Annotated in this window: 21 protein-coding genes; 9 read left to right on the top strand and 12 right to left on the bottom strand. The window is 36.8% G+C overall.

Translation table 11 applies throughout. The features are described 5' to 3' along the window. Positions 1 to 13 precede the first annotated feature (13 nt). From WC707_01300 to WC707_01250, 11 genes are read right to left on the bottom strand one after another with little or no spacing between them, the layout of a single operon-like run. The gene (locus WC707_01300; protein MFA6065799.1) at positions 14 to 853 is read right to left on the bottom strand and encodes a M23 family metallopeptidase; all 840 of its coding nucleotides are present in this window, start codon (positions 851 to 853) and stop codon (positions 14 to 16) included. Further along, positions 840 to 1,400, bottom strand: coding sequence for a hypothetical protein (locus WC707_01295; protein MFA6065798.1), 561 nt, complete (start codon positions 1,398 to 1,400; stop codon positions 840 to 842). Before WC707_01295 ends, WC707_01300 begins: the two co-directional genes overlap by 14 nt. Next, positions 1,397 to 2,818: a BatD family protein gene (locus tag WC707_01290; GenBank protein MFA6065797.1), complete on the bottom strand. Its 1,422-nt coding sequence runs from the start codon at positions 2,816 to 2,818 to the stop codon at positions 1,397 to 1,399. Before WC707_01290 ends, WC707_01295 begins: the two co-directional genes overlap by 4 nt. Beyond that, complete coding sequence (locus WC707_01285; protein MFA6065796.1) at positions 2,815 to 3,048, bottom strand: hypothetical protein; 234 nt, start codon at positions 3,046 to 3,048, stop codon at positions 2,815 to 2,817. The genes WC707_01290 and WC707_01285 overlap by 4 nt, the downstream gene beginning before the upstream one ends. Then, positions 3,032 to 3,778 (bottom strand): tetratricopeptide repeat protein, encoded by a 747-nt coding sequence (locus tag WC707_01280; GenBank protein ID MFA6065795.1) that lies wholly within the window; start codon positions 3,776 to 3,778, stop codon positions 3,032 to 3,034. The genes WC707_01285 and WC707_01280 overlap by 17 nt, the downstream gene beginning before the upstream one ends. Continuing rightward, complete coding sequence (locus WC707_01275) at positions 3,775 to 4,734, bottom strand: VWA domain-containing protein (GenBank protein ID MFA6065794.1); 960 nt, start codon at positions 4,732 to 4,734, stop codon at positions 3,775 to 3,777. The genes WC707_01280 and WC707_01275 overlap by 4 nt, the downstream gene beginning before the upstream one ends. Continuing rightward, positions 4,731 to 5,720 (bottom strand): VWA domain-containing protein, encoded by a 990-nt coding sequence (locus WC707_01270; protein ID MFA6065793.1) that lies wholly within the window; start codon positions 5,718 to 5,720, stop codon positions 4,731 to 4,733. The genes WC707_01275 and WC707_01270 overlap by 4 nt, the downstream gene beginning before the upstream one ends. Continuing rightward, on the bottom strand, positions 5,713 to 6,456 hold the full coding sequence (locus WC707_01265) for a 1-acyl-sn-glycerol-3-phosphate acyltransferase (GenBank protein MFA6065792.1): 744 nt from the start codon (positions 6,454 to 6,456) through the stop codon (positions 5,713 to 5,715). The genes WC707_01270 and WC707_01265 overlap by 8 nt, the downstream gene beginning before the upstream one ends. A 2-nt stretch (positions 6,457 to 6,458) precedes the next feature. Next, a complete protein-coding gene (locus WC707_01260) occupies positions 6,459 to 7,274 on the bottom strand; it encodes a hypothetical protein (GenBank protein ID MFA6065791.1) in 816 nt (271 codons plus the stop codon). Between the two features lie 27 nt (positions 7,275 to 7,301). Next, positions 7,302 to 8,114, bottom strand: a complete 813-nt coding sequence (locus WC707_01255; GenBank protein ID MFA6065790.1) for a hypothetical protein — start codon at positions 8,112 to 8,114, stop codon at positions 7,302 to 7,304. 27 nt (positions 8,115 to 8,141) lie between these two features. Further along, positions 8,142 to 8,951: a hypothetical protein gene (locus WC707_01250; GenBank protein MFA6065789.1), complete on the bottom strand. Its 810-nt coding sequence runs from the start codon at positions 8,949 to 8,951 to the stop codon at positions 8,142 to 8,144. 177 nt (positions 8,952 to 9,128) lie between these two features. Between WC707_01250 and WC707_01245 the strand changes: the two genes are divergently transcribed. From WC707_01245 to WC707_01205, 9 genes are all read left to right on the top strand, one after another. Next, positions 9,129 to 10,418 (top strand): hypothetical protein, encoded by a 1,290-nt coding sequence (locus tag WC707_01245; protein ID MFA6065788.1) that lies wholly within the window; start codon positions 9,129 to 9,131, stop codon positions 10,416 to 10,418. After that, positions 10,415 to 11,689, top strand: a complete 1,275-nt coding sequence (locus WC707_01240) for a hypothetical protein (GenBank protein MFA6065787.1) — start codon at positions 10,415 to 10,417, stop codon at positions 11,687 to 11,689. Before WC707_01245 ends, WC707_01240 begins: the two co-directional genes overlap by 4 nt. A 150-nt stretch (positions 11,690 to 11,839) precedes the next feature. Next, entirely contained in the window at positions 11,840 to 14,116 is a 2,277-nt protein-coding gene (gene topA, locus WC707_01235; protein ID MFA6065786.1) for a type I DNA topoisomerase, read from the top strand. A gap of 230 nt (positions 14,117 to 14,346) precedes the next feature. Further along, a complete protein-coding gene (locus tag WC707_01230; protein MFA6065785.1) occupies positions 14,347 to 14,556 on the top strand; it encodes a hypothetical protein in 210 nt (69 codons plus the stop codon). A gap of 92 nt (positions 14,557 to 14,648) precedes the next feature. Then, a complete protein-coding gene (locus WC707_01225; GenBank protein ID MFA6065784.1) occupies positions 14,649 to 14,849 on the top strand; it encodes a hypothetical protein in 201 nt (66 codons plus the stop codon). A 26-nt stretch (positions 14,850 to 14,875) separates the two neighbouring features. Further along, on the top strand, positions 14,876 to 15,079 hold the full coding sequence (locus tag WC707_01220) for a hypothetical protein (GenBank protein MFA6065783.1): 204 nt from the start codon (positions 14,876 to 14,878) through the stop codon (positions 15,077 to 15,079). Positions 15,080 to 15,265: 186 nt separating this feature from the next. Continuing rightward, a complete protein-coding gene (locus tag WC707_01215; GenBank protein ID MFA6065782.1) occupies positions 15,266 to 15,973 on the top strand; it encodes a hypothetical protein in 708 nt (235 codons plus the stop codon). A gap of 67 nt (positions 15,974 to 16,040) precedes the next feature. Next, positions 16,041 to 16,478, top strand: a complete 438-nt coding sequence (locus WC707_01210; GenBank protein ID MFA6065781.1) for a hypothetical protein — start codon at positions 16,041 to 16,043, stop codon at positions 16,476 to 16,478. Between the two features lie 91 nt (positions 16,479 to 16,569). Further along, positions 16,570 to 17,121 (top strand): hypothetical protein, encoded by a 552-nt coding sequence (locus WC707_01205; protein ID MFA6065780.1) that lies wholly within the window; start codon positions 16,570 to 16,572, stop codon positions 17,119 to 17,121. On the opposite strand, the gene WC707_01200 is transcribed toward WC707_01205, so the two are convergent. Continuing rightward, positions 17,101 to 17,934, bottom strand: a complete 834-nt coding sequence (locus WC707_01200; GenBank protein ID MFA6065779.1) for a hypothetical protein — start codon at positions 17,932 to 17,934, stop codon at positions 17,101 to 17,103. The genes WC707_01205 and WC707_01200 overlap by 21 nt on opposite strands. Between the last annotated feature and the right edge of the window lie 6 nt (positions 17,935 to 17,940).

Here is a 17,940-nt window from a genome sequence, read left to right as displayed (position 1 = left end):
CAACCTTTCATTGTTATGCAAGAAAATAGAGAGGATTCACTTTTTTACCATACATTTTAACTTCAAAATGCAAATGAGATCCGTCCTTACCTTGCTTTAAAATATGTCCCGTATCACCAACTTTACCAATAACGGCACATTGCTTAACTCGTTGCCCAACATGCACAAATATTTTTGCTAAATGCGCATAGCGCGTTGCAAATTTTGTATTATGCTCAATAACAATGGTATTTCCGTAACCTGATACATAACCGGCCTCCACAACAATGCCTGCGCCCGCGGCATGTACTATAGTACCATGAACCGCTGCAAGATCAATCCCATAATGGAACCCTTTTTTGCGAGGACCGTACGGAGAACTTAGCCAAAATTGGTTACGTTCTATAGGCCACTCAAAAATAACCTCCCTACGAACAAGATGCGGAAAAATGCGCCTTGGCGACCGATACGATCGTCTTTTTTTCTTGATTATGGAAACCTTTTTAGGAGCATTTACTTCATACATTTTACCCACAACACAATCAAGATTATATGCACGGGCGAAACTTATAGCAGCTTTTCGTAAATATTCTTGATCTCTATTTACAACCATAAATGCAGCATCTTCATTTATTTTTTTTTTTTCTCGAATTTCAGAATCATTCGCTGTTTCAGTTTTTGAACGTTCATTATCAACAATCATCCGCCTGAGCATAATCGACAATCCCTGATAATCCTCTCTCAATTGAACAAGATCCATCAATTCATTCTTGAAAGATTTATATTCAAAAACCAAAAGCGCTGTAAGAACAATTAAAATAATAAACCATATAATGCCTGCTCCCTGCAACAAGAATGTATTACGTAGCTTCACGTTGTTCCATTGGTAAAATCCATCCATACATTGTTGGTGTTTTAACTAACAACCAATCACCTTTTTTTTCATACATGCACATTTCATCAAACGGGGAGATAGCGCCGCGAATAGGATAACATTCGTCTGGACCATATCGAACGACCATCTGATCAGGAGCGCATACGTATCTCAAATAATGCAGATCATAATAATCCCATACGATATAAAATCCAAGCAAAATAAAAAGCGCCAGCAATGTTGCGCGCGCAAAAAACGATATGCGTTGCCAAAAAAAACACAGCAAAAAAGCTAAACCAATAAATACAATATGCCACAAAACACGCGGTACAACTGCCATAATGGCAACATAATCACGCGTTGGTGAAAAATAATGCGTAGCATTATGCGCTTTTTTTATTGCATAAATTTCATCATTAATTTTTTTATATTCATGATAAGAAACATACTTTTGAGCAGCCCGCAACTGTTCAATTCGCTCAACGTCATGCACTGCTTGACTATATGCACAACCACTCAACAACATACCTGCAATCATTCTCTTCATACAATTTTTTTCTGAAACAACAAAATCCAATAACGTGCTCTAGTATATAATGAATCTTTTTCAAAACAACCATCTTTGTCAGAAAAATTATCCTCCAAAGCATGGTTCCAAAAAATTCGCCATTCAGCGACATCAGCATCAGGAAGACCATTGCGTACTAAAAAACACTCGATATCTTGCTCTGATATATCGTCTGAATATTTTTGCAATAAAAAAACAAATAATTCTTTAAAAATATCATAAACAGTCGACTGTTTGCGCGCTAATCGCTTACGCGCTGCATACAACAATCTATATGTAAAAAATTTAAACATGCAAAAAATTATAAAACGATAACAATATTTATTTATTATTACAAAAAGAGCACATAAGAACAGTATGCACAACATAATCTGCCACGGAACATACCACCTATCACAAAATCTATAATATGGCGTATACACTTCTTGTATCACTTGAACACCAGTATCTGTGCTATCAATACATGGTAGCTGCGGCTCTATTTCTACATGACTAACGTGTATAACAGATGGATCAGCATGTAACGTTACACAGGTCCTCAGAGCCGTGTCAAAATAGACAAAATCTTGCATAGGTATATTCATGAACCCATCCTCTAGCGGCTGAACAACCGAATCACTATAATGTATAGTAGTGTCAGAATTTTTTTTCAATACAGGCGCGTGATATATTTTACAGTTACCAGAAATATTTATTACAGCAGGCTCACACTCATCAAAAGTACCCGAGCCCGTTATATAAGACGACAAACGCACAGCCTGCCTGCACGGAACTGACGTTCTATCAGCTCGTACTACATATTCACTAAAACGCCCTATGGCACTACAATTACGTGGCAACTGATCAACAACAATATCTAATGGCTGCGAGTAACATTCTGCACGTGGCGCAAATCCACCAAAAATACCCATTCTGGAAAAAATAGAATTATCCCGTTCAAAATAATATATGCACGCCGGGGTAAGCGTAAGTGGTCCTGTTTTTTTTGCGTAAAAACTTCCCTTCCATTCAATAATCTGCATTGATTGATTGTGCGACGATACCGGCGTAGGCCCAACAATATCAATCATCTGAACATTATCAATTGTCGGTGACATCAGCGAATGAATGGTGATAACATTCGGTTGATACTGTGCTTGAATAGTATACGTTACATGCTCTCCAACAACTACGTTGCGCTGATCAACAGTCAGCGTACATGCTATTAAAGCGTTAGATTGTGGAACGCCAGCAACCTGTTGCGCTTGCACAACCTCTGCCTTAATAATTTGAGAATCGTATGTCCCTCTATCGGTAATAACACGTATAGGTGGTATAACTAATTGGCCAATCATCTCCGGCAAAATTTTATATTCATATCGTTCAATGCGAGCAGATACCCCATTAATATGCTTCATAACAGTAGACGTTGATTGCTCAACTGCCGACACCTATCGGGACACGTAAAAACAACATCTCTGATTGCACCGCAATTTTCTATCTGAACAATAATTTTGCACGGCCTCTGCACAGCAATTTTATCAACAACCTGCTCGTGCATATCTACTAGTGAAACAGTCACCTGTGCATGCATACTCACACACATCAGAACACACATTATTTTAAAAAAATTACCAATTATGTTCATGTGGTACTCCGTTCTGCTTACCCTGAACCACTTGAGCTTTCATATAGCGCTGCTGAGACTCTTTTTCTTGCTCATCTAACAATGCGCATAATTTTTTTTCTAACGCAGACTGTTCTGGAACAGATTGCTCTGAGCCGGGCTGCTCTGGACCGTTTTCGTCTTTATCATTACACTTATCTTGAGGTATATTATGTTCCTGAGTTTTTTTATTCTCTGTGTTTTGTTCTGGGCTCTCTTGCTGGTCATCGGATTTTTCTTCTTGCTCTTTCTGCTCTTTTTGCTCGGACCGCTTCTCTTGGCTTTTTTCTTTATCTTTTTTTTCTTCTTGTTTATCTTGTTCGGATTCTGGTTTTTGAGATTTTTCTTCTTCTAATAATCTTCTCATGTCTGCAATTTTTTGCTGCGCAATTTTATTTTCAGGATTTTCTCGTACAACCGACTCAAAATCCTCTAACGCCTGCTGATACTTTTTAAGCTTTGCATAGGCATTGCCTCGATTATACAAAATATGCTCACGTTGAGCAGACATCGCCGACTCAGAATTTTGAAGCGCAACAGAAAAAAATTCTGCTGCACGGGCATAATCTTTTTGTTTAAAAACATGCACGCCCGCATTGTAGCACGATGCATAATCACGAGGATTATTAATAATGTTTTGTTCCAGTTTTTCCAAGCTCGCTGCTGCGCTAGAAAAAACAATACATAGCAACCAAAAAATTTTATACATCATAATAACCACTCAATTATCAGTAATGCTAACGCCAAACCTGCACCGTAACAATATTTTTCATCTAAAATAACAAGCGACTGTTTTTTTTGATATTCCTGTTCAAAATGTTGTATATAATCAAAAATACGTCGCACATCGGTACTATCAGGAGTTATACGCATATAAACGCCATGACATTCGTTTGCCACAGCTTTTAATAATGGTTCATTAAGACAAGAAATGACAATATTCCCAGATGAGTCTAATTGATACCCTTCTTGTAATGGTATAGGAGCGCCATCCGGCGTTGCAACACCCATAATACATAAGCGTATATCAAGATCCTGCAACTGCTTTTTAACCACGTCAAGGGACCCAGAAAAATCTTCGCCATCTGTTACAAGCACAACAAGCTTACTTCTCGTTGCATCATGCTCGCTAAAATGCCCTACTATTTTTTCTAACGCTCGCGACAAACAGGTAGTACCGGAAGAGACCGTTTCACTGCCCACCATGTCTAAAAACAGCTTAAATACATCATGATCATCAGTTAATGGACACTGCATGGATGCATCACCCGAAAAAAGCAATAACCCGACACGTGCACTCGGATCAAGATCGATTAAATGCTTAATTTTTTCACGCGCCGCTGCAAGCCTATTCGGCAAACAATCAGTAGCATTCATGCTACGAGACACGTCAAGTGCAATAATAATATCACGGCCCTTTCTATCAATTTCCTGCGCAGCACCTTGCGTAGCCGGACGCATTAACGCTAAGCCTAATGCAAAAAAAGCTGAGATTAATAAAAACTGTTTTATAATAAACTTAATACGCGAAAAATTAATCAGTAATTCAGTACGCCCTGCAACTAACTTATAAATACTTCTTCTTTGTTGATAAAAACGGTACAGACACAATAAAAGCGCTAGTACAATAGCGGGCATAACGTAATAGAAAGATCCGGCATATATCATAAGACAACCAACCATAATGCTAACACAAGCTCACACAGTAACGCCACATAGGCGATCCACAAAAAAATCGTAAAATATTCAAAATAAGATTGATAACTTGGAGCCGACAACGTTGTTGTTTCGAGATCATTAATCATGCCATAAATACGCTCAACGTCCTTTGGATTTTTTGCTTCAAAAAAAGTTCCCCCGGTTTGACGAGCACATTCATACAATAACTGTTTATTAAGAGGACTCGGCATTTGACAAAGACCATACATCTGATGCTGTATATACCCGCCATGCTCACCGCCGATCCCAATAGTATATATCTTTATGCCATTCTTTTTTGCAAGATCAAGCGCAATGTGCGGATCAATATCATGCTCAGACGGAGACCCATCAGTTAACGCAATAATAATTTTTGATCGCGCCTTAGATGTTTTCAATCTATTGACTGCCATAGAAAGAGCTATACTATACACCGTACCGTCAGGATCAAGGTCTCCAATTTTGGTCTGGTCAATTAATGAAACAAGTAATTTTTTATCAAGCGTCAGCGGGCACCGCGTAATAGCCGTTGCGCCAAAAAGAACTAGTCCGATAGGATCATGCACGCGTTGATTAATAAACTTAATAGCTTCTGTTCTTGCCACTTCAAATCGCGGTCTTCTATCATGCATATCATCAAAACATTGCATGCTGCCAGAAACATCAAGCACCATCATAATATCAACACCCTCGACATCCTGCCTAGTTGAATAATCAGGTATTCTAGGACGCGCTAGAGCAATAATTAAAGATATAATTGCCACAATTCTTAGCGCATATAATGCTGTACGCAAAAAGCGAGATAAATTCGAGCGAGAGCCCAATGCTTTTTTAATAAAAGACGTTAGAGGGAATGTGTATTGTATTGGCTTATGGGTATAATAACGCGCGACAATACTACACAGTAATAAAATCACGCCTGCGATTATCATCCATGGATACAAAAACTCAATCATACCTATTCTGTTCTGTTAAAAACCATGTATATACTTTCTGAGCAAATGTCTCGTCTGTGTCGTCCGGCTCATAATAGATCGGTTTGCCGATCACAACTACGATTTCATGCCGGTGTGCCAAAAAACTATAGGGCGGATACACTCTATAATTATATGGCATGTACACCGGTACCACGGGGCACTGAGACCTCTTTGCTATAATAGCAAAGCCTTTAAAAAAGTCATGCACTTTGCCATCAACATGACGGGTACCTTCCGGGAAAATAACCAAATTATGATTACCTGTCGTTACAAAACGTATACTCCGTAAAAGCGCACGTGCTGCTTGATGCGGGTCATCGCGCGTAACAGGAATTCCCATTTTTTTTATAAAAAAACCATACGCAATTTTTTTTGCATAATAATCAAGCACAAACCAAATTAACGGATAATTATAAAAAATAGAACCTACTAAAACAATATCGATAACGGACTGATGATTAGCAACAATAATAACCGGCTTATCTGGAATATTTTCTTTTCCCTCAACAACAATTGGCATAAATAATATTTTGGTACATGACCAAAAAAACATCATAATCAACCAAGATAATACGCGATTATCATAGCGGCGCGAGTCAGGCAAAATAACTATCAGCACCATCGCCGGCATCAAAAAAACAATCCCTACACACACTACCAAAACATACGTACATAATGTTCTTAGTAATTCAAAAACTTTCTCACGCTGCGTCATAATCAACCTCGTTTTTTAATTCTCAGTGCATATATATTTGCGATGCAACACATAAATAACAACACGATAAGCAGTAAAAACACCGCATGCGCTATGCCTAATGGTAAACCTGTATACATAAATGCTTTAAAATACAGATAGCTCACCAGCCAGAACATAATAACCCTGCTCATAAAAAATGGTACATCAAGAACAAACATTTTAAGCGCATGCCACCAAACTAAGAAAATTCCAATTTTACGCTCGCTAGAATCTAATATAAGAAGAGACGTGAGAATACCAAGCACAAAAAAAAGCACCCCAACAAAAGAATTAATCGAAGTAAACGTAGAATCTGCTTTTACAATAAACCTGAGATAGTACATTGCTCGTGCATATAAAAAAATCCACAAAAATCCATAAACTATGTAAATAATAAAATACTTAAGATCGTCAATAAAATAATAAGTTTTATGAGATTCTACTATCGATCGAATAACAGATATTATATAAAAAATAAATGGGGGATACATGACAAAGTACATCTGTAATAGAAAAAACAATACCCAGGGAGCATCCACAATCCTGAAAATTATAGGCACTTCAAGTTGCAAAAACATCAAAAAGAGCATCGATGTAAGTGCTGCACCAAACGTAATCGCTACCATGACAACTGACGCAATCACAAACCACTGAAGATTTGCAATAGCCCGCTTCCACATCTCTTTATATGTTGTCAGCGTCAGCAACATAAGCCTATACATATTCTTCGGCAACAAAAGACTCAACGACTCGCGCCAAGACCGCACCAACGTGCCGAAAAACCCATTTTTTACCATCACTCTCTCCTCTATTTAAAATAAAATTTATTTTTCGTCATAATAAAACTTAAATTGCTGATGGATCCACATGGTATATAAATTTGTTAACAGACACATGAAGAATGCCGCAAGACATAATACATAAAAAATGCTGGCAAACAGAGCGCTAGCAATACAACCACCCGCAGAAAAATTATAATTATGTGATTCACATAAAGGCCTGAGTAAAAACCCCGTGCTCGCAAAATAGCCATACGTGCTTAGTCCAAAAACAGCTAATAGTGCCATCAAAATTGGCGCATTATAGACAATCATCTTTAACGCACGCCACCACGTCATCATGACTTTGACAAGCCTGCCACCAGAATCAAGCAAAAAAAGACCAGCAAGCGTCTCAAAAACCATAAATATTACAAAAGCAGAACTATAAGAAGCCATTGTAAAAAAACCAAAACGAAAAGCTGGCGCAAGCCCGATTAAAAAATATAAGTAAAAAAAGAAAAAAAGTTTCAATTGTTTAAAAAAATAATAAACATTTTTTAAAGAAACTGATGGTCGCATGGCGCATAATAAAAAAAATTGAATGAGCCCATGAAAAAGCGCCATCAAAAGAATATAGCTAAAATAGCTCGGTGATGGCTGCGTTACACCAAACCCAAAAGTAATAATTGCCGTTGCAAAAAAAATAATAGGAACAAGCAGCAAGAACCACCAGGCGCCGGTGATGAGCGCGCGCCACATTTGCGTGTACGTTTTTAGTGTTAAAGCTAAAATCTTTAAACTGTTTTTAGGTGCCAAAAGACTCAGCGATTCTCGCCAAGACTGCACCAGCGCGCCCAAAAAACTATTTTTTACCATCACTCTCTCCTCTATTTAAAATAAAATTTATTTTTCGTCATAATAAAGCTTAAATTGCTGATGGATCCACATGGTATATAAATTTGTTAACAGGCACATAAAGAATGGTGCTATAAAAAGTAAATAAAGAGCAGAACTAACAACAGCGATCGTAAGCCAATCTTGAACATGTCCATTTATAAATGAGGCACCCTGAACATAGCCATAAGAAATAAACAAAATCATTGCGATGAGCACAATAAAAATTGGTGCATTATATACAATCATCTTTAATGCCCGCCACCATGCCGTAATTATTTTGTCAAAGCGACCGCCAGAATCTAATAAAAAAAGGCCAATTAATACGCCCAACATTATTAAACCTACTATATACCATGGTGCTAGCAAATACAGGACAATAACATGCGCCATCAACTCTCGATTAGAATGTAGTCCAAGCAAATATTGTATTCCCACATATATGGAGCTACTTATCAACAGATATGTAAGAAAATAAAAAAAATATTGTACAAGCTTATGCCAAAAATAATAACTATTTTTTAAATCAACTGACGGACGCATGGCGCATAATAAAAAAAATTGAAAAAGTGTATAAAAAATAAATGCAATATACGGAAAAGACCTATGCACTCCAAAGAAAACAAAGGGGAAGCCCGCAGGAAAAACAATAATAGATGGCAGCAGGAACCACCAGGCGCCGGTGATGAGGGCGCGCCACATTTGCGTGTACGTTTTTAGCGTTAAAGCTAACAGCTTTAAACTGTTTTTGGGCGCCAAAAGCCCAAGCGATTCTCGCCAAGCCTGCACCAGCATGCCCAAAAAACCATTTTTTACCATCACTCACTCCTGTTTTTTAAGAAATACCAATAATAAAGCTCAGTTTATCAAGGTGCGACTAAAAAACGAACAGATGGGAATACGGGATGAGAAGAAAAATATTTACGATTGTAATTTTCAAGCTATAATTATATAAAATCAAAATATATTTTAAAAAATACATTGTGGACTCAGGGTATGAAACAACAACTCAAATTAGTATTATGCTGTATATATTTTATTCAACTATTATCTATACATAGCATACATGGATGGGGTGAGGGTGAAGCGTATATTTGTACGGATTCTATGGGTAATGCGGTCGATGTTTTACCTGATCGTCATGGAGAAAATGCATCAGAACGAGAAGAAGCATTTTTTATTACAGCATCGCGGGATCATTTTACATCTGCACTCTTGCAATATCCACGTCTTAACATAGTTGCAGAAGGCACTCCACCAGATGTATCGCGCGCCAAACGCGGCGATTTTGCAGAACTTACGATGTTAGAAAAATTATATCTTCTTTCATTATCACCTGCAGAACCTGCCTGTCAAATAGCACAATCTTATTTCAATATTATTAGTCAAGAACCATTAGTAGAAATTAATGATGCAAGAAAAGATATTGTTGGCAAAATCGTTAACTCAGTAATGTTTGATACAGAATATGCTTTTAATGAAACTAAGTGCGACATATTAAGAAAAATTAATCTGAGTATCGGCGTCATCACAAAAAATCTCGGCAAACTAAGAAAATATAAATTTAATACACTTCGTTCCCGCATTCGCATGCGAAATATGTTATGCGATTTAAAAACGTTTAGAACAAAAATTGCTCAAATAAACGATGACGATACGTCAATTGCCCTTAACACACTGTTATTCGACACACAACTTCGGCAGTTCTATATGCGTCATACTATTGACCCCTATGAAATAGCACTTAATTTTCATAAAAAATTACAAAGAATAGCTCATGAAAACAAAAATGACGTAACGGTTGATCAAGTTATACAGTGCATACAAACACACATAGAAGATGCACAACGTCATGAAAATGCAGCGCTTACGCATGCAGAAAAAGGGTTATTGAGTTATTACAGAAATAAATTTGAAAAAATATATCAAGATCAATTGCATATACAATCCGGCGCATTGCATCATTCATGGTTACAAGAAAACTTACGCCTAAGTTACAAGCGCGGGGATTATAGACCAGCATTGTCTTCTGATCATAGACAAGATACGCTATCAAGCGTCTGGTCAAATGATCTGGCAGAGTATGGATTTATGTTAAAAATACTTGAAAATCAACGCAGCAACAAATCAACATTGTTATACATCGGTTTTCATCACGCGCAGATCATAAAACAACATCTCATAAAACTTGGATATAAAATAGAACTTGAGCAAACATCAAACTGCATGCCTCTTTCACAAACTCAAATAGATACTTTTTTCACAGCATTACATAAAAACATATGAAAAATAAAACGCTTGCTATCATTTTTATGCTATTATATTGCAATATAATACATCCATGGGCTGAGGCTGCTTATATTTTACGCAACCCACAAACAGGCCATACGGTAAGTCTACTCGGCGACATCCACACTTCTCGGCATGAGTCTTTATTTAGCATGCGAGCACAAGCTCATTTTGCAACCATCCTCGCACACGACAAAAAACCAACAATCGTTGTTGAAGCTACACAAGAAGAGCTAGAGAGCAGAAAAAAACATTCTTTCGATGAACTTTCATTATTTAAAAAGCTCTCTTTTTTATCATTGCCCTGCAATGATCGACATTTTAGATACATTGCAACATATTTCGGAAAAACCTTTTATTATCCTCCCGTAGAAATACATGATTTGCGAGAAGGCGTTGCAGGAAAATTAGTTGATACCATTGTCTTTCTTGCGCCTCAAGCCTTTAAGGAAACACAAAGATATGCTTTAAAAAAAATAAAATTCAAGAAAGAAATAGTAGCTAATCACATCAGCAGGCTAACAAGTCTCAGAGATTATACTCATAAAAAAAATATAGTCTCGCTGCTCTTTAAGCAAAGAAAAAACTTGTGTAATGTGAAAAAATATCAGAAAAAAATTCTCGCACTTGATGCTGATACCGATGAAAAAGCACTTAATAGGCTATTACTTGATGCACGATTGCAAAAAATTGTTCAAGAAAATAATAAGCCGCAAGAATTACAACTGCATTTCAACAAAAAATTACAATCGATGGTAAAAAAAATGGATTATGATATTTCTGTAGATAGTGTTGTTGCAACCGCACGCAATCATGTACAAGACGTTGAACAACGCATACAAAGCACCTCTGATAAAAATGAAAAAGCATTATGGAAATCTTATAAACAAAAGTTTGAAACGGTGCATCAAGACCAACTACAATTACAAACTCTTGCAACCACGCAATCCTGGATACAAGAATCATTAAAAGCTTGGTCACAGAATAACGATTATTCACCTGTTTTATCATACATTAACAAAGAAAACAATATCGGGAGTATCTGGGCTAACGATTTAGCTGACTATGGTTTTATGACAAAAATTATTGAAAATAAAAATGCACATAAACCTATACTTCTCTATGTTGGAAGCGATCATGTCATGGCACTCAAAGATCAGCTATTATCATTAGGATATGCTCAAGAATTTGAGGACGACAATAGTAATAATTGCCTATCAGAAGAATCCCTTAATAACTTTTTTGCCACATTACAACAAAACTTATGATATAATCAAAAGTTGTTTACTTCAAAAAACAGATATTTTATGAAAACTATTTGACTTTTTGTCAATAACTTTTTTACTCTATAGATAAGGGCCGGCTTTTTTATATCATTAAAAATGACTGGCTTGTATAACAAAACAAAAAGAATGACCATGAAAAAACTATTAATAGTAGAATCTCCGGCTAAAATAAAAACAATTGCAAAATTCTTAGGTAAAGATTTTAAAATTATGTCCACCGTGGGACACATTAAGGATTTGCCGCAAAAAGAACTTGGGATTCATTTTGATCCAAAAGATCACCACGTCGTCATCGACTATGTTGTTTTAGACAAAAAAGAAAAAGTTATAGCCGATATTTGCAAAGAAGCCCAATCAGCGGATGAAATCTTCTTGGCATCCGATCCTGACAGAGAAGGCGAGATAATAGCCTGGCACATAGCCAATGAGATAGAAAAAGTTATAAAAAAGTCGACTAAAATGCATAGAATAACTTTTAACGAAATAACACAACCGGCTATACAAGAAGCCATTAAGCATCCCTTTGATATAGATATAAATAAGGTTAATGCACAACAGGCACGCCGTGTGCTTGATCGTTGGGTGGGTTATGAAGTTTCACCTATTTTGTGGCAAAAAATTACAACTGGCCTTTCAGCTGGACGCGTTCAGTCAGTAGCGCTTCGTCTTATTTGCGACAGAGAAGAACAGATTCGCGTCTTTAAGCCTGAAGAATACTGGAGCATCGAAGGCGTATTTAAGTTTGAAGATGCGCTCTTTTCAGCAGCGCTCACTCATGCTAACAAGAAAAAAGTAGAACTTCCCAACAAAGATGCTGTTGATAAAATTCTAGAAAAATTAGCTGCAATAAAATCTTTTACGATAGAATCTATAAAAGATACGGAGCGAATAAAAAATGCTCCAGCTCCGTTTATGACAAGTAGCCTGCAACAGGCCGCTTACAATCAACTTGGATTTTCCGTTCAAAAAACCATGCAATTAGCACAAAAATTATATGAAGGTGTTCCATTAGAAGACCCTTCAACTCCTGTCGCATTAATCACCTATATGCGTACGGATTCTTTACGCATTTCTGATGTGGCGATTAAACAGGCCCGTGAGTATATCGTTGAAAGCTACGGTAAAGAATATTTACCATCCAAATCAGTGGTCTATTCAAAAGAAAAAGGTCAAGATGCCCACGAGGCAATTCGGCCAATTAATACGTACGTAACGCCTGATTCAATAGGTCGTTATTTAGAAAAAGACATGGCCAGACTCTATGAGTTAATTTGGAAAAGATTTGTAGCATGCCAAATAAAGCCAGCAGTATACGCCCAACGGCAAGTAACCATACAAGGTGGAATATTTACCTTTAAGGTAACAGGGTCAAGCCTTATTTTTGATGGTTTTCTCAAAGTTTATCAAGAAGCAGATGAGGAAGAAAAAGAATCAAAAGTTAATTTACCAGCACATCTTGCAGCTCAAAGCGTTATTGATCTTGAAAAAACTTCACCTAAACAACATTTTACACAAGCTCCTCCACGATACACCGAAGCATCATTAGTCGGAGAAATAAAAAAAGAAGGCATAGGCAGGCCAAGCACCTATGCAACTATTTTAAAGACCATACAAGCTCGTGCATACACAACGCTTGATCAAAAAAAGCGCTTTGTTCCAACAGAACTTGGCATGGCCGTAACAAATATGCTCGTAGAACATCTTCCTAAGATTATGAGTACGCAATTTACGGCTATCATGGAAGAAGATCTCGATAAAATAGCTCAGGGGTCATTAAATCGCGATCTCCTTCTTACTACCTTTTATGAAAACTTTGAAAAAGACCTCAATGTATTTAGGGGCGATAAAGCTAAGCGCGCTGCGGAACCTACCGAACTTGACTGCCCAGAATGCAAACAAGCAAAACTTGCTATACGCTTTGGTAAAGCTGGTGCATTTTTGGGATGTTTGCGATTTCCAGAATGCACGTTTACCAGCAATTTTGAACGTCTTGAAGATGGAACAATACAACTGGTCGCAGCAACCCAGCCAAAAATATTGGACAAACAATGCCCTGTGTGCGGAAAACCTTTACGACAAGTAATTGGTAGATTTGGCCCCTTCATTGCCTGCTCAGGATACCCGGAATGCAAGTATATATATCAAGAAAAAGCTTCATTTAAATGTCCAGAATGCAAGGTCGGCGAAGTTGTCAAAAAAACATGGAAAGGTAAAGTTTTCTGGGGCTGCAGCACCTACCCAACCTGTAAATTTTCAATATCAGGTGATATCGAAGATAAGCCATGCCCAGAATGCAAAAACCCATATTTACTTAAAAAAGTCGATAAATCCGGTGAAACAACGTTATTATGCCCCAATAAGCAATGTGGCTATAGCGAAAAGCTAGATTCTACCGACGAAACAGAGTGATTTTTTAATAATAGAAATAATTATTGAAAAAAAGCGCGCATGTATGCTATTATTATGACTATAAGAGACATAACGCGTAGCGATCTCTCGATACATCCGACTTCGTCCTATGGACTACGCCGGACACTCAGGGTGAGCGAGACCCGCTCATGGTGAGTGATTTTCGCAGAAATCGTATCGAACCATAGCGAAAGCAGAAACTTAAACTCATGTAAATTACAGGGGAATTTGTGAAGAATAAGATACTTTTATTTATTTGTATACTAGCGATTGCCCCCGTACGCGCAGGAACACTTCATTGCTATTGCAATGACAACGCTCAACCAACCCAAGACCCCGTCTCGCTCTCTGTAGGATCAGGATCAGATGAAGCGTTTAGGCGTTGCAAGATCTTATGCATAGGCCATGAGGGCATGAGTAGCCACCCTGAAATACGATAAAAATATTACAAATTACAATTATTATTGAAAATTCATAACAAATTATGCTATTATCAATAATAATAGATAACTAATATAAATAGGGCAGTAACATGAAACGGAAGATATTGTTAATCATATTCGCGTTTATAAATTACATCCCCGCAACTATCCAGGCTACAGATGCCCATTGTGCTTGCGGTGATGGCAAAGAATTTGAACAAAAAAATGTCTATGGCACCGATGAAGCTGCTGCAATCTGTAATATTTTGTGTGTCCGAGATGCTGGCGTCAGCCGCTCTGAGATGAGGTAGTTTTATAAATTTTAAAGGTGAATAACATGCAAAAAAATATATTTTTACTCATATTTGCACTCATAGGCTGCATGTTTATCTCTTCGATACAAGCTCCTAGCGCAAATTGTTCTTGTAATAGCGGTGCAAAGAGAGTTCAAAAAAACGTCAACAACATTGATCAAGCTTATGCAGTGTGCAATATTTTATGCATGCAGAATAACGGCGTTGAACGAGCTGAACTTCGATAATTTTTTTGCCGCGCCAAACTGCAAATTAATCGCATTATTGGGTTACGGTTCTTGATTTTTGGAAAAAAGATAGTAGGCTGGATTAGCAGTTCTAAGTTATTATAATAATTTTATATAAACTTAAAATCATAAAATTTAATGTAATTTTATGATTTTTTCTATTACAACATTTTTATCGAGAAAATCATGAAAAAAACATCAGCCCTCTACTACAGCATTCTTCTCCTACTTCATCTTCAAACAACCTTCAGCATGGAACAACCGAATGATATTGAATTAGTTAAAAGCAGAAATCCGCATAAATCCAGAGTAATACCAATTCAAGTTGAAGAAGAACTGAAGAAAACACGGTCCTATATACTGTCCCAAATGAGAGGTAGAGACGAAGAAGTATTTAAAAAGGACTTGCTTGCACAAGCAGAGAAACGGAAAATACAAACAAGACGTATTGAAATTGACGATGATGATATTTATCCACTTGATTTAAAAAATATATTTGAAAATTCAGACAGCGATAGATTAAGAACTTTTTTAGGTTATTATTACGATGATCAAAATTATGATTTTTTTGATAAACTTGAGAAAAAATTTGAAGCAACAAAGCCAAAGCAATGGTGGTATTCCGAACATTTTGTATTTCAACAAAAAAATCTTGCAAGAATCTATAATACTATTTTTGTAGGAATGGCGTTGGGATTCTTCGGATGGATAACAACACAATTTTATCCTGATTACACCCCTTGCAATAAAAAAGCTTGCGAAACATTACTACGTACTACCCCAATAATAGCTTATATATCCGAATTCTTAAGCGAGACCAAAACAATATCAAACCACCGAAAGAAAATGCGAGAAATTATAACAGACTTTAAAACCAAAAGTAACCCATCGTGAATTTTACAAAAAACAAAACTATGTCAGCTTAATCATTTTTTTTGGTCTATGTAATTACACTCTCGCTATGGACATTATTGATCCATTAAATGGCAATAGACTAAATGGTATATTTAAAACTGCCGACATGAAAGGGCTTAATACATTTTTAGGCGAGCCTGCGGCAAAAAAAATAACATCTGATCGATTAAAAACAAAATTTAAAAATACAAAACCATGGTGGTACTTCGATACACTCGGAGCAACCGGGGAAAACCAAATGAACTTTATTGACGTCTATGCAAAATGGGGAAGCTTGGGTCTTATGGGCGCTCTATTGGTCAGAGTTAGCATAACCAAACCAACAAGCCCTTCTGTAGAAAATGGAGTGATTGGGATAACATGTCTCCTAGCAACCACCTGGTTACTGACCTGGCCCGCAATACCCATTTTAGAAAAAATGCAGAAAATGCACGGGAAGCGATCAAAAATATCAGAAAGAATAAAAACACACCATTCTGCATAACAATTAAATAGGAGCAAATCTTATAATTGCAGCAGCAACAGCATTTGCCCCGAATAAAATAGTATCTCAGTTAACCGAGACGGGTAAGGGCTTGCTTAAAGCAACAAGAAATGCTTCAGCTCTACATACTGCTGTATGCGTTAGCCAAGCTCCGCTGATACACAGTAATATGAAAAAGGGGGGATTAAGCCCTCAAGATAATAGAATCATTGTTGGCATGAAAGCAAGAAATAATCAAAAACGACCTTATCACTGGACTATTTCTAAGATTAGTGAATGGTTCCCAGAAATTATCTCCAAAGTACAAAATGAGTACCCATGGAGCTATTCAGCAAACAGTATATTTAACCTGGATATTTTGGATAAAGATGTGTACAAACAAAAAGATCCTATTTTTATTACTGTTAATACGCCAGGAAATAAAATTAATAAAACAGGAAAATATATCGTCGAAAAATTTACCCGTTTTAATGACATGCAAGAAATTGATACTGATCCATTAATACATACACCTGAATTCGTATTGAGCGAAAATATCAAAAAAGATTATGAAGACATACGGTCAGGAACATCAAACAAAATAATGGAACGGCCCGATTATTATCAATTTAATATGACCAAGTTAATTGCTGATCTTGATTAATTGCGGTACTAAAGATTTACAAGCTGGGGCGTGATGTGCGTCCCAGCTTGTTTTTTGCGCATTATTTTTATACACGGTCAATAGTGCAATACTATACGGGCCGAACCAATCGAGAAAATATATAATTGATCGGCACTGAGTGTACGTATCATCGCTGACAGGCAGGCCGCATTCGCGGTACATAAAAAGTATCTGATAAAAAAATCCGGTAGTAATACTGTGATAATACATAAGATTATTGTAGGCATTCTGAAGAAGTAAATTACCCCCTAACAACATATCAAATAACCAACACACAGAAAAAAAAAGTGCGTAGTTTGCAATATAACGGTTCTTTATACAGTTTTTATTAACCCCCCAAAGACTCGCAAAGAAAAAGAGTTGATCATATAACCACCATAAGCTATTTTGCCAACACAAATTTCGCCTGTCTTGCAGGATTTTAAAAAAATACAATATCCATAACCAATAGATCATAGTAATGCCCGTCAAAAAATCTATAATCACCCACGACAAAGAGCTGGCAAAGATATCACTAAGAATGTAACTGAAAAAAAAAGCTATCAGCATTGAATTTTGCTGTATAGCATAAAAAAAGTTGTACAGATATAACGTTAATTGCATCCCCCCTTGCCAGGGGGGATCGTCGTCTTTATCGTCAGTTAAAAGATTACTGTAATACATGAATTCATCGATGCCATCGAGCATCATGATATAATCTTGAGGAATAATATTAAGTACATACGTAGCCAGCTGACAAAATCTTGCAAAGCCGGACCAATAATAATAGTTCATTATTCTGCCAAGCGGCATTCAGAA

This window comes from Candidatus Babeliaceae bacterium (genome assembly GCA_041660765.1).
GTDB lineage: Bacteria > Babelota > Babeliae > Babelales > Babelaceae > JBAZVR01.
Note: the sequence above shows the minus strand (reverse complement) of the source record. Positions and strands in the feature narration are given on the sequence as shown.

What these genes read in the sequence shown, in the direction of transcription:
- WC707_01290 (MFA6065797.1), bottom strand. Translation starts at nt 2,818, where the DNA reads ATGAAGCATATTAATGGGGTATCTGCTCGCATTGAACGATATGAATAT.
- WC707_01215 (MFA6065782.1), top strand. Translation starts at nt 15,266, where the DNA reads ATGAAAAAAACATCAGCCCTCTACTACAGCATTCTTCTCCTACTTCAT.
- WC707_01200 (MFA6065779.1), bottom strand. Translation starts at nt 17,934, where the DNA reads ATGCCGCTTGGCAGAATAATGAACTATTATTATTGGTCCGGCTTTGCA.
- WC707_01285 (MFA6065796.1), bottom strand. Translation starts at nt 3,048, where the DNA reads ATGAACATAATTGGTAATTTTTTTAAAATAATGTGTGTTCTGATGTGT.
- WC707_01245 (MFA6065788.1), top strand. Translation starts at nt 9,129, where the DNA reads ATGAAACAACAACTCAAATTAGTATTATGCTGTATATATTTTATTCAA.
- WC707_01295 (MFA6065798.1), bottom strand. Translation starts at nt 1,400, where the DNA reads ATGAAGAGAATGATTGCAGGTATGTTGTTGAGTGGTTGTGCATATAGT.
- WC707_01270 (MFA6065793.1), bottom strand. Translation starts at nt 5,720, where the DNA reads ATGATTGAGTTTTTGTATCCATGGATGATAATCGCAGGCGTGATTTTA.
- WC707_01275 (MFA6065794.1), bottom strand. Translation starts at nt 4,734, where the DNA reads ATGATATATGCCGGATCTTTCTATTACGTTATGCCCGCTATTGTACTA.
- WC707_01250 (MFA6065789.1), bottom strand. Translation starts at nt 8,951, where the DNA reads ATGGTAAAAAATGGTTTTTTGGGCATGCTGGTGCAGGCTTGGCGAGAA.
- topA (MFA6065786.1), top strand. Translation starts at nt 11,840, where the DNA reads ATGAAAAAACTATTAATAGTAGAATCTCCGGCTAAAATAAAAACAATT.
- WC707_01265 (MFA6065792.1), bottom strand. Translation starts at nt 6,456, where the DNA reads ATGACGCAGCGTGAGAAAGTTTTTGAATTACTAAGAACATTATGTACG.
- WC707_01225 (MFA6065784.1), top strand. Translation starts at nt 14,649, where the DNA reads ATGAAACGGAAGATATTGTTAATCATATTCGCGTTTATAAATTACATC.
- WC707_01255 (MFA6065790.1), bottom strand. Translation starts at nt 8,114, where the DNA reads ATGGTAAAAAATAGTTTTTTGGGCGCGCTGGTGCAGTCTTGGCGAGAA.
- WC707_01240 (MFA6065787.1), top strand. Translation starts at nt 10,415, where the DNA reads ATGAAAAATAAAACGCTTGCTATCATTTTTATGCTATTATATTGCAAT.
- WC707_01220 (MFA6065783.1), top strand. Translation starts at nt 14,876, where the DNA reads ATGCAAAAAAATATATTTTTACTCATATTTGCACTCATAGGCTGCATG.
- WC707_01280 (MFA6065795.1), bottom strand. Translation starts at nt 3,778, where the DNA reads ATGATGTATAAAATTTTTTGGTTGCTATGTATTGTTTTTTCTAGCGCA.
- WC707_01210 (MFA6065781.1), top strand. Translation starts at nt 16,041, where the DNA reads ATGGACATTATTGATCCATTAAATGGCAATAGACTAAATGGTATATTT.
- WC707_01260 (MFA6065791.1), bottom strand. Translation starts at nt 7,274, where the DNA reads ATGGTAAAAAATGGGTTTTTCGGCACGTTGGTGCGGTCTTGGCGCGAG.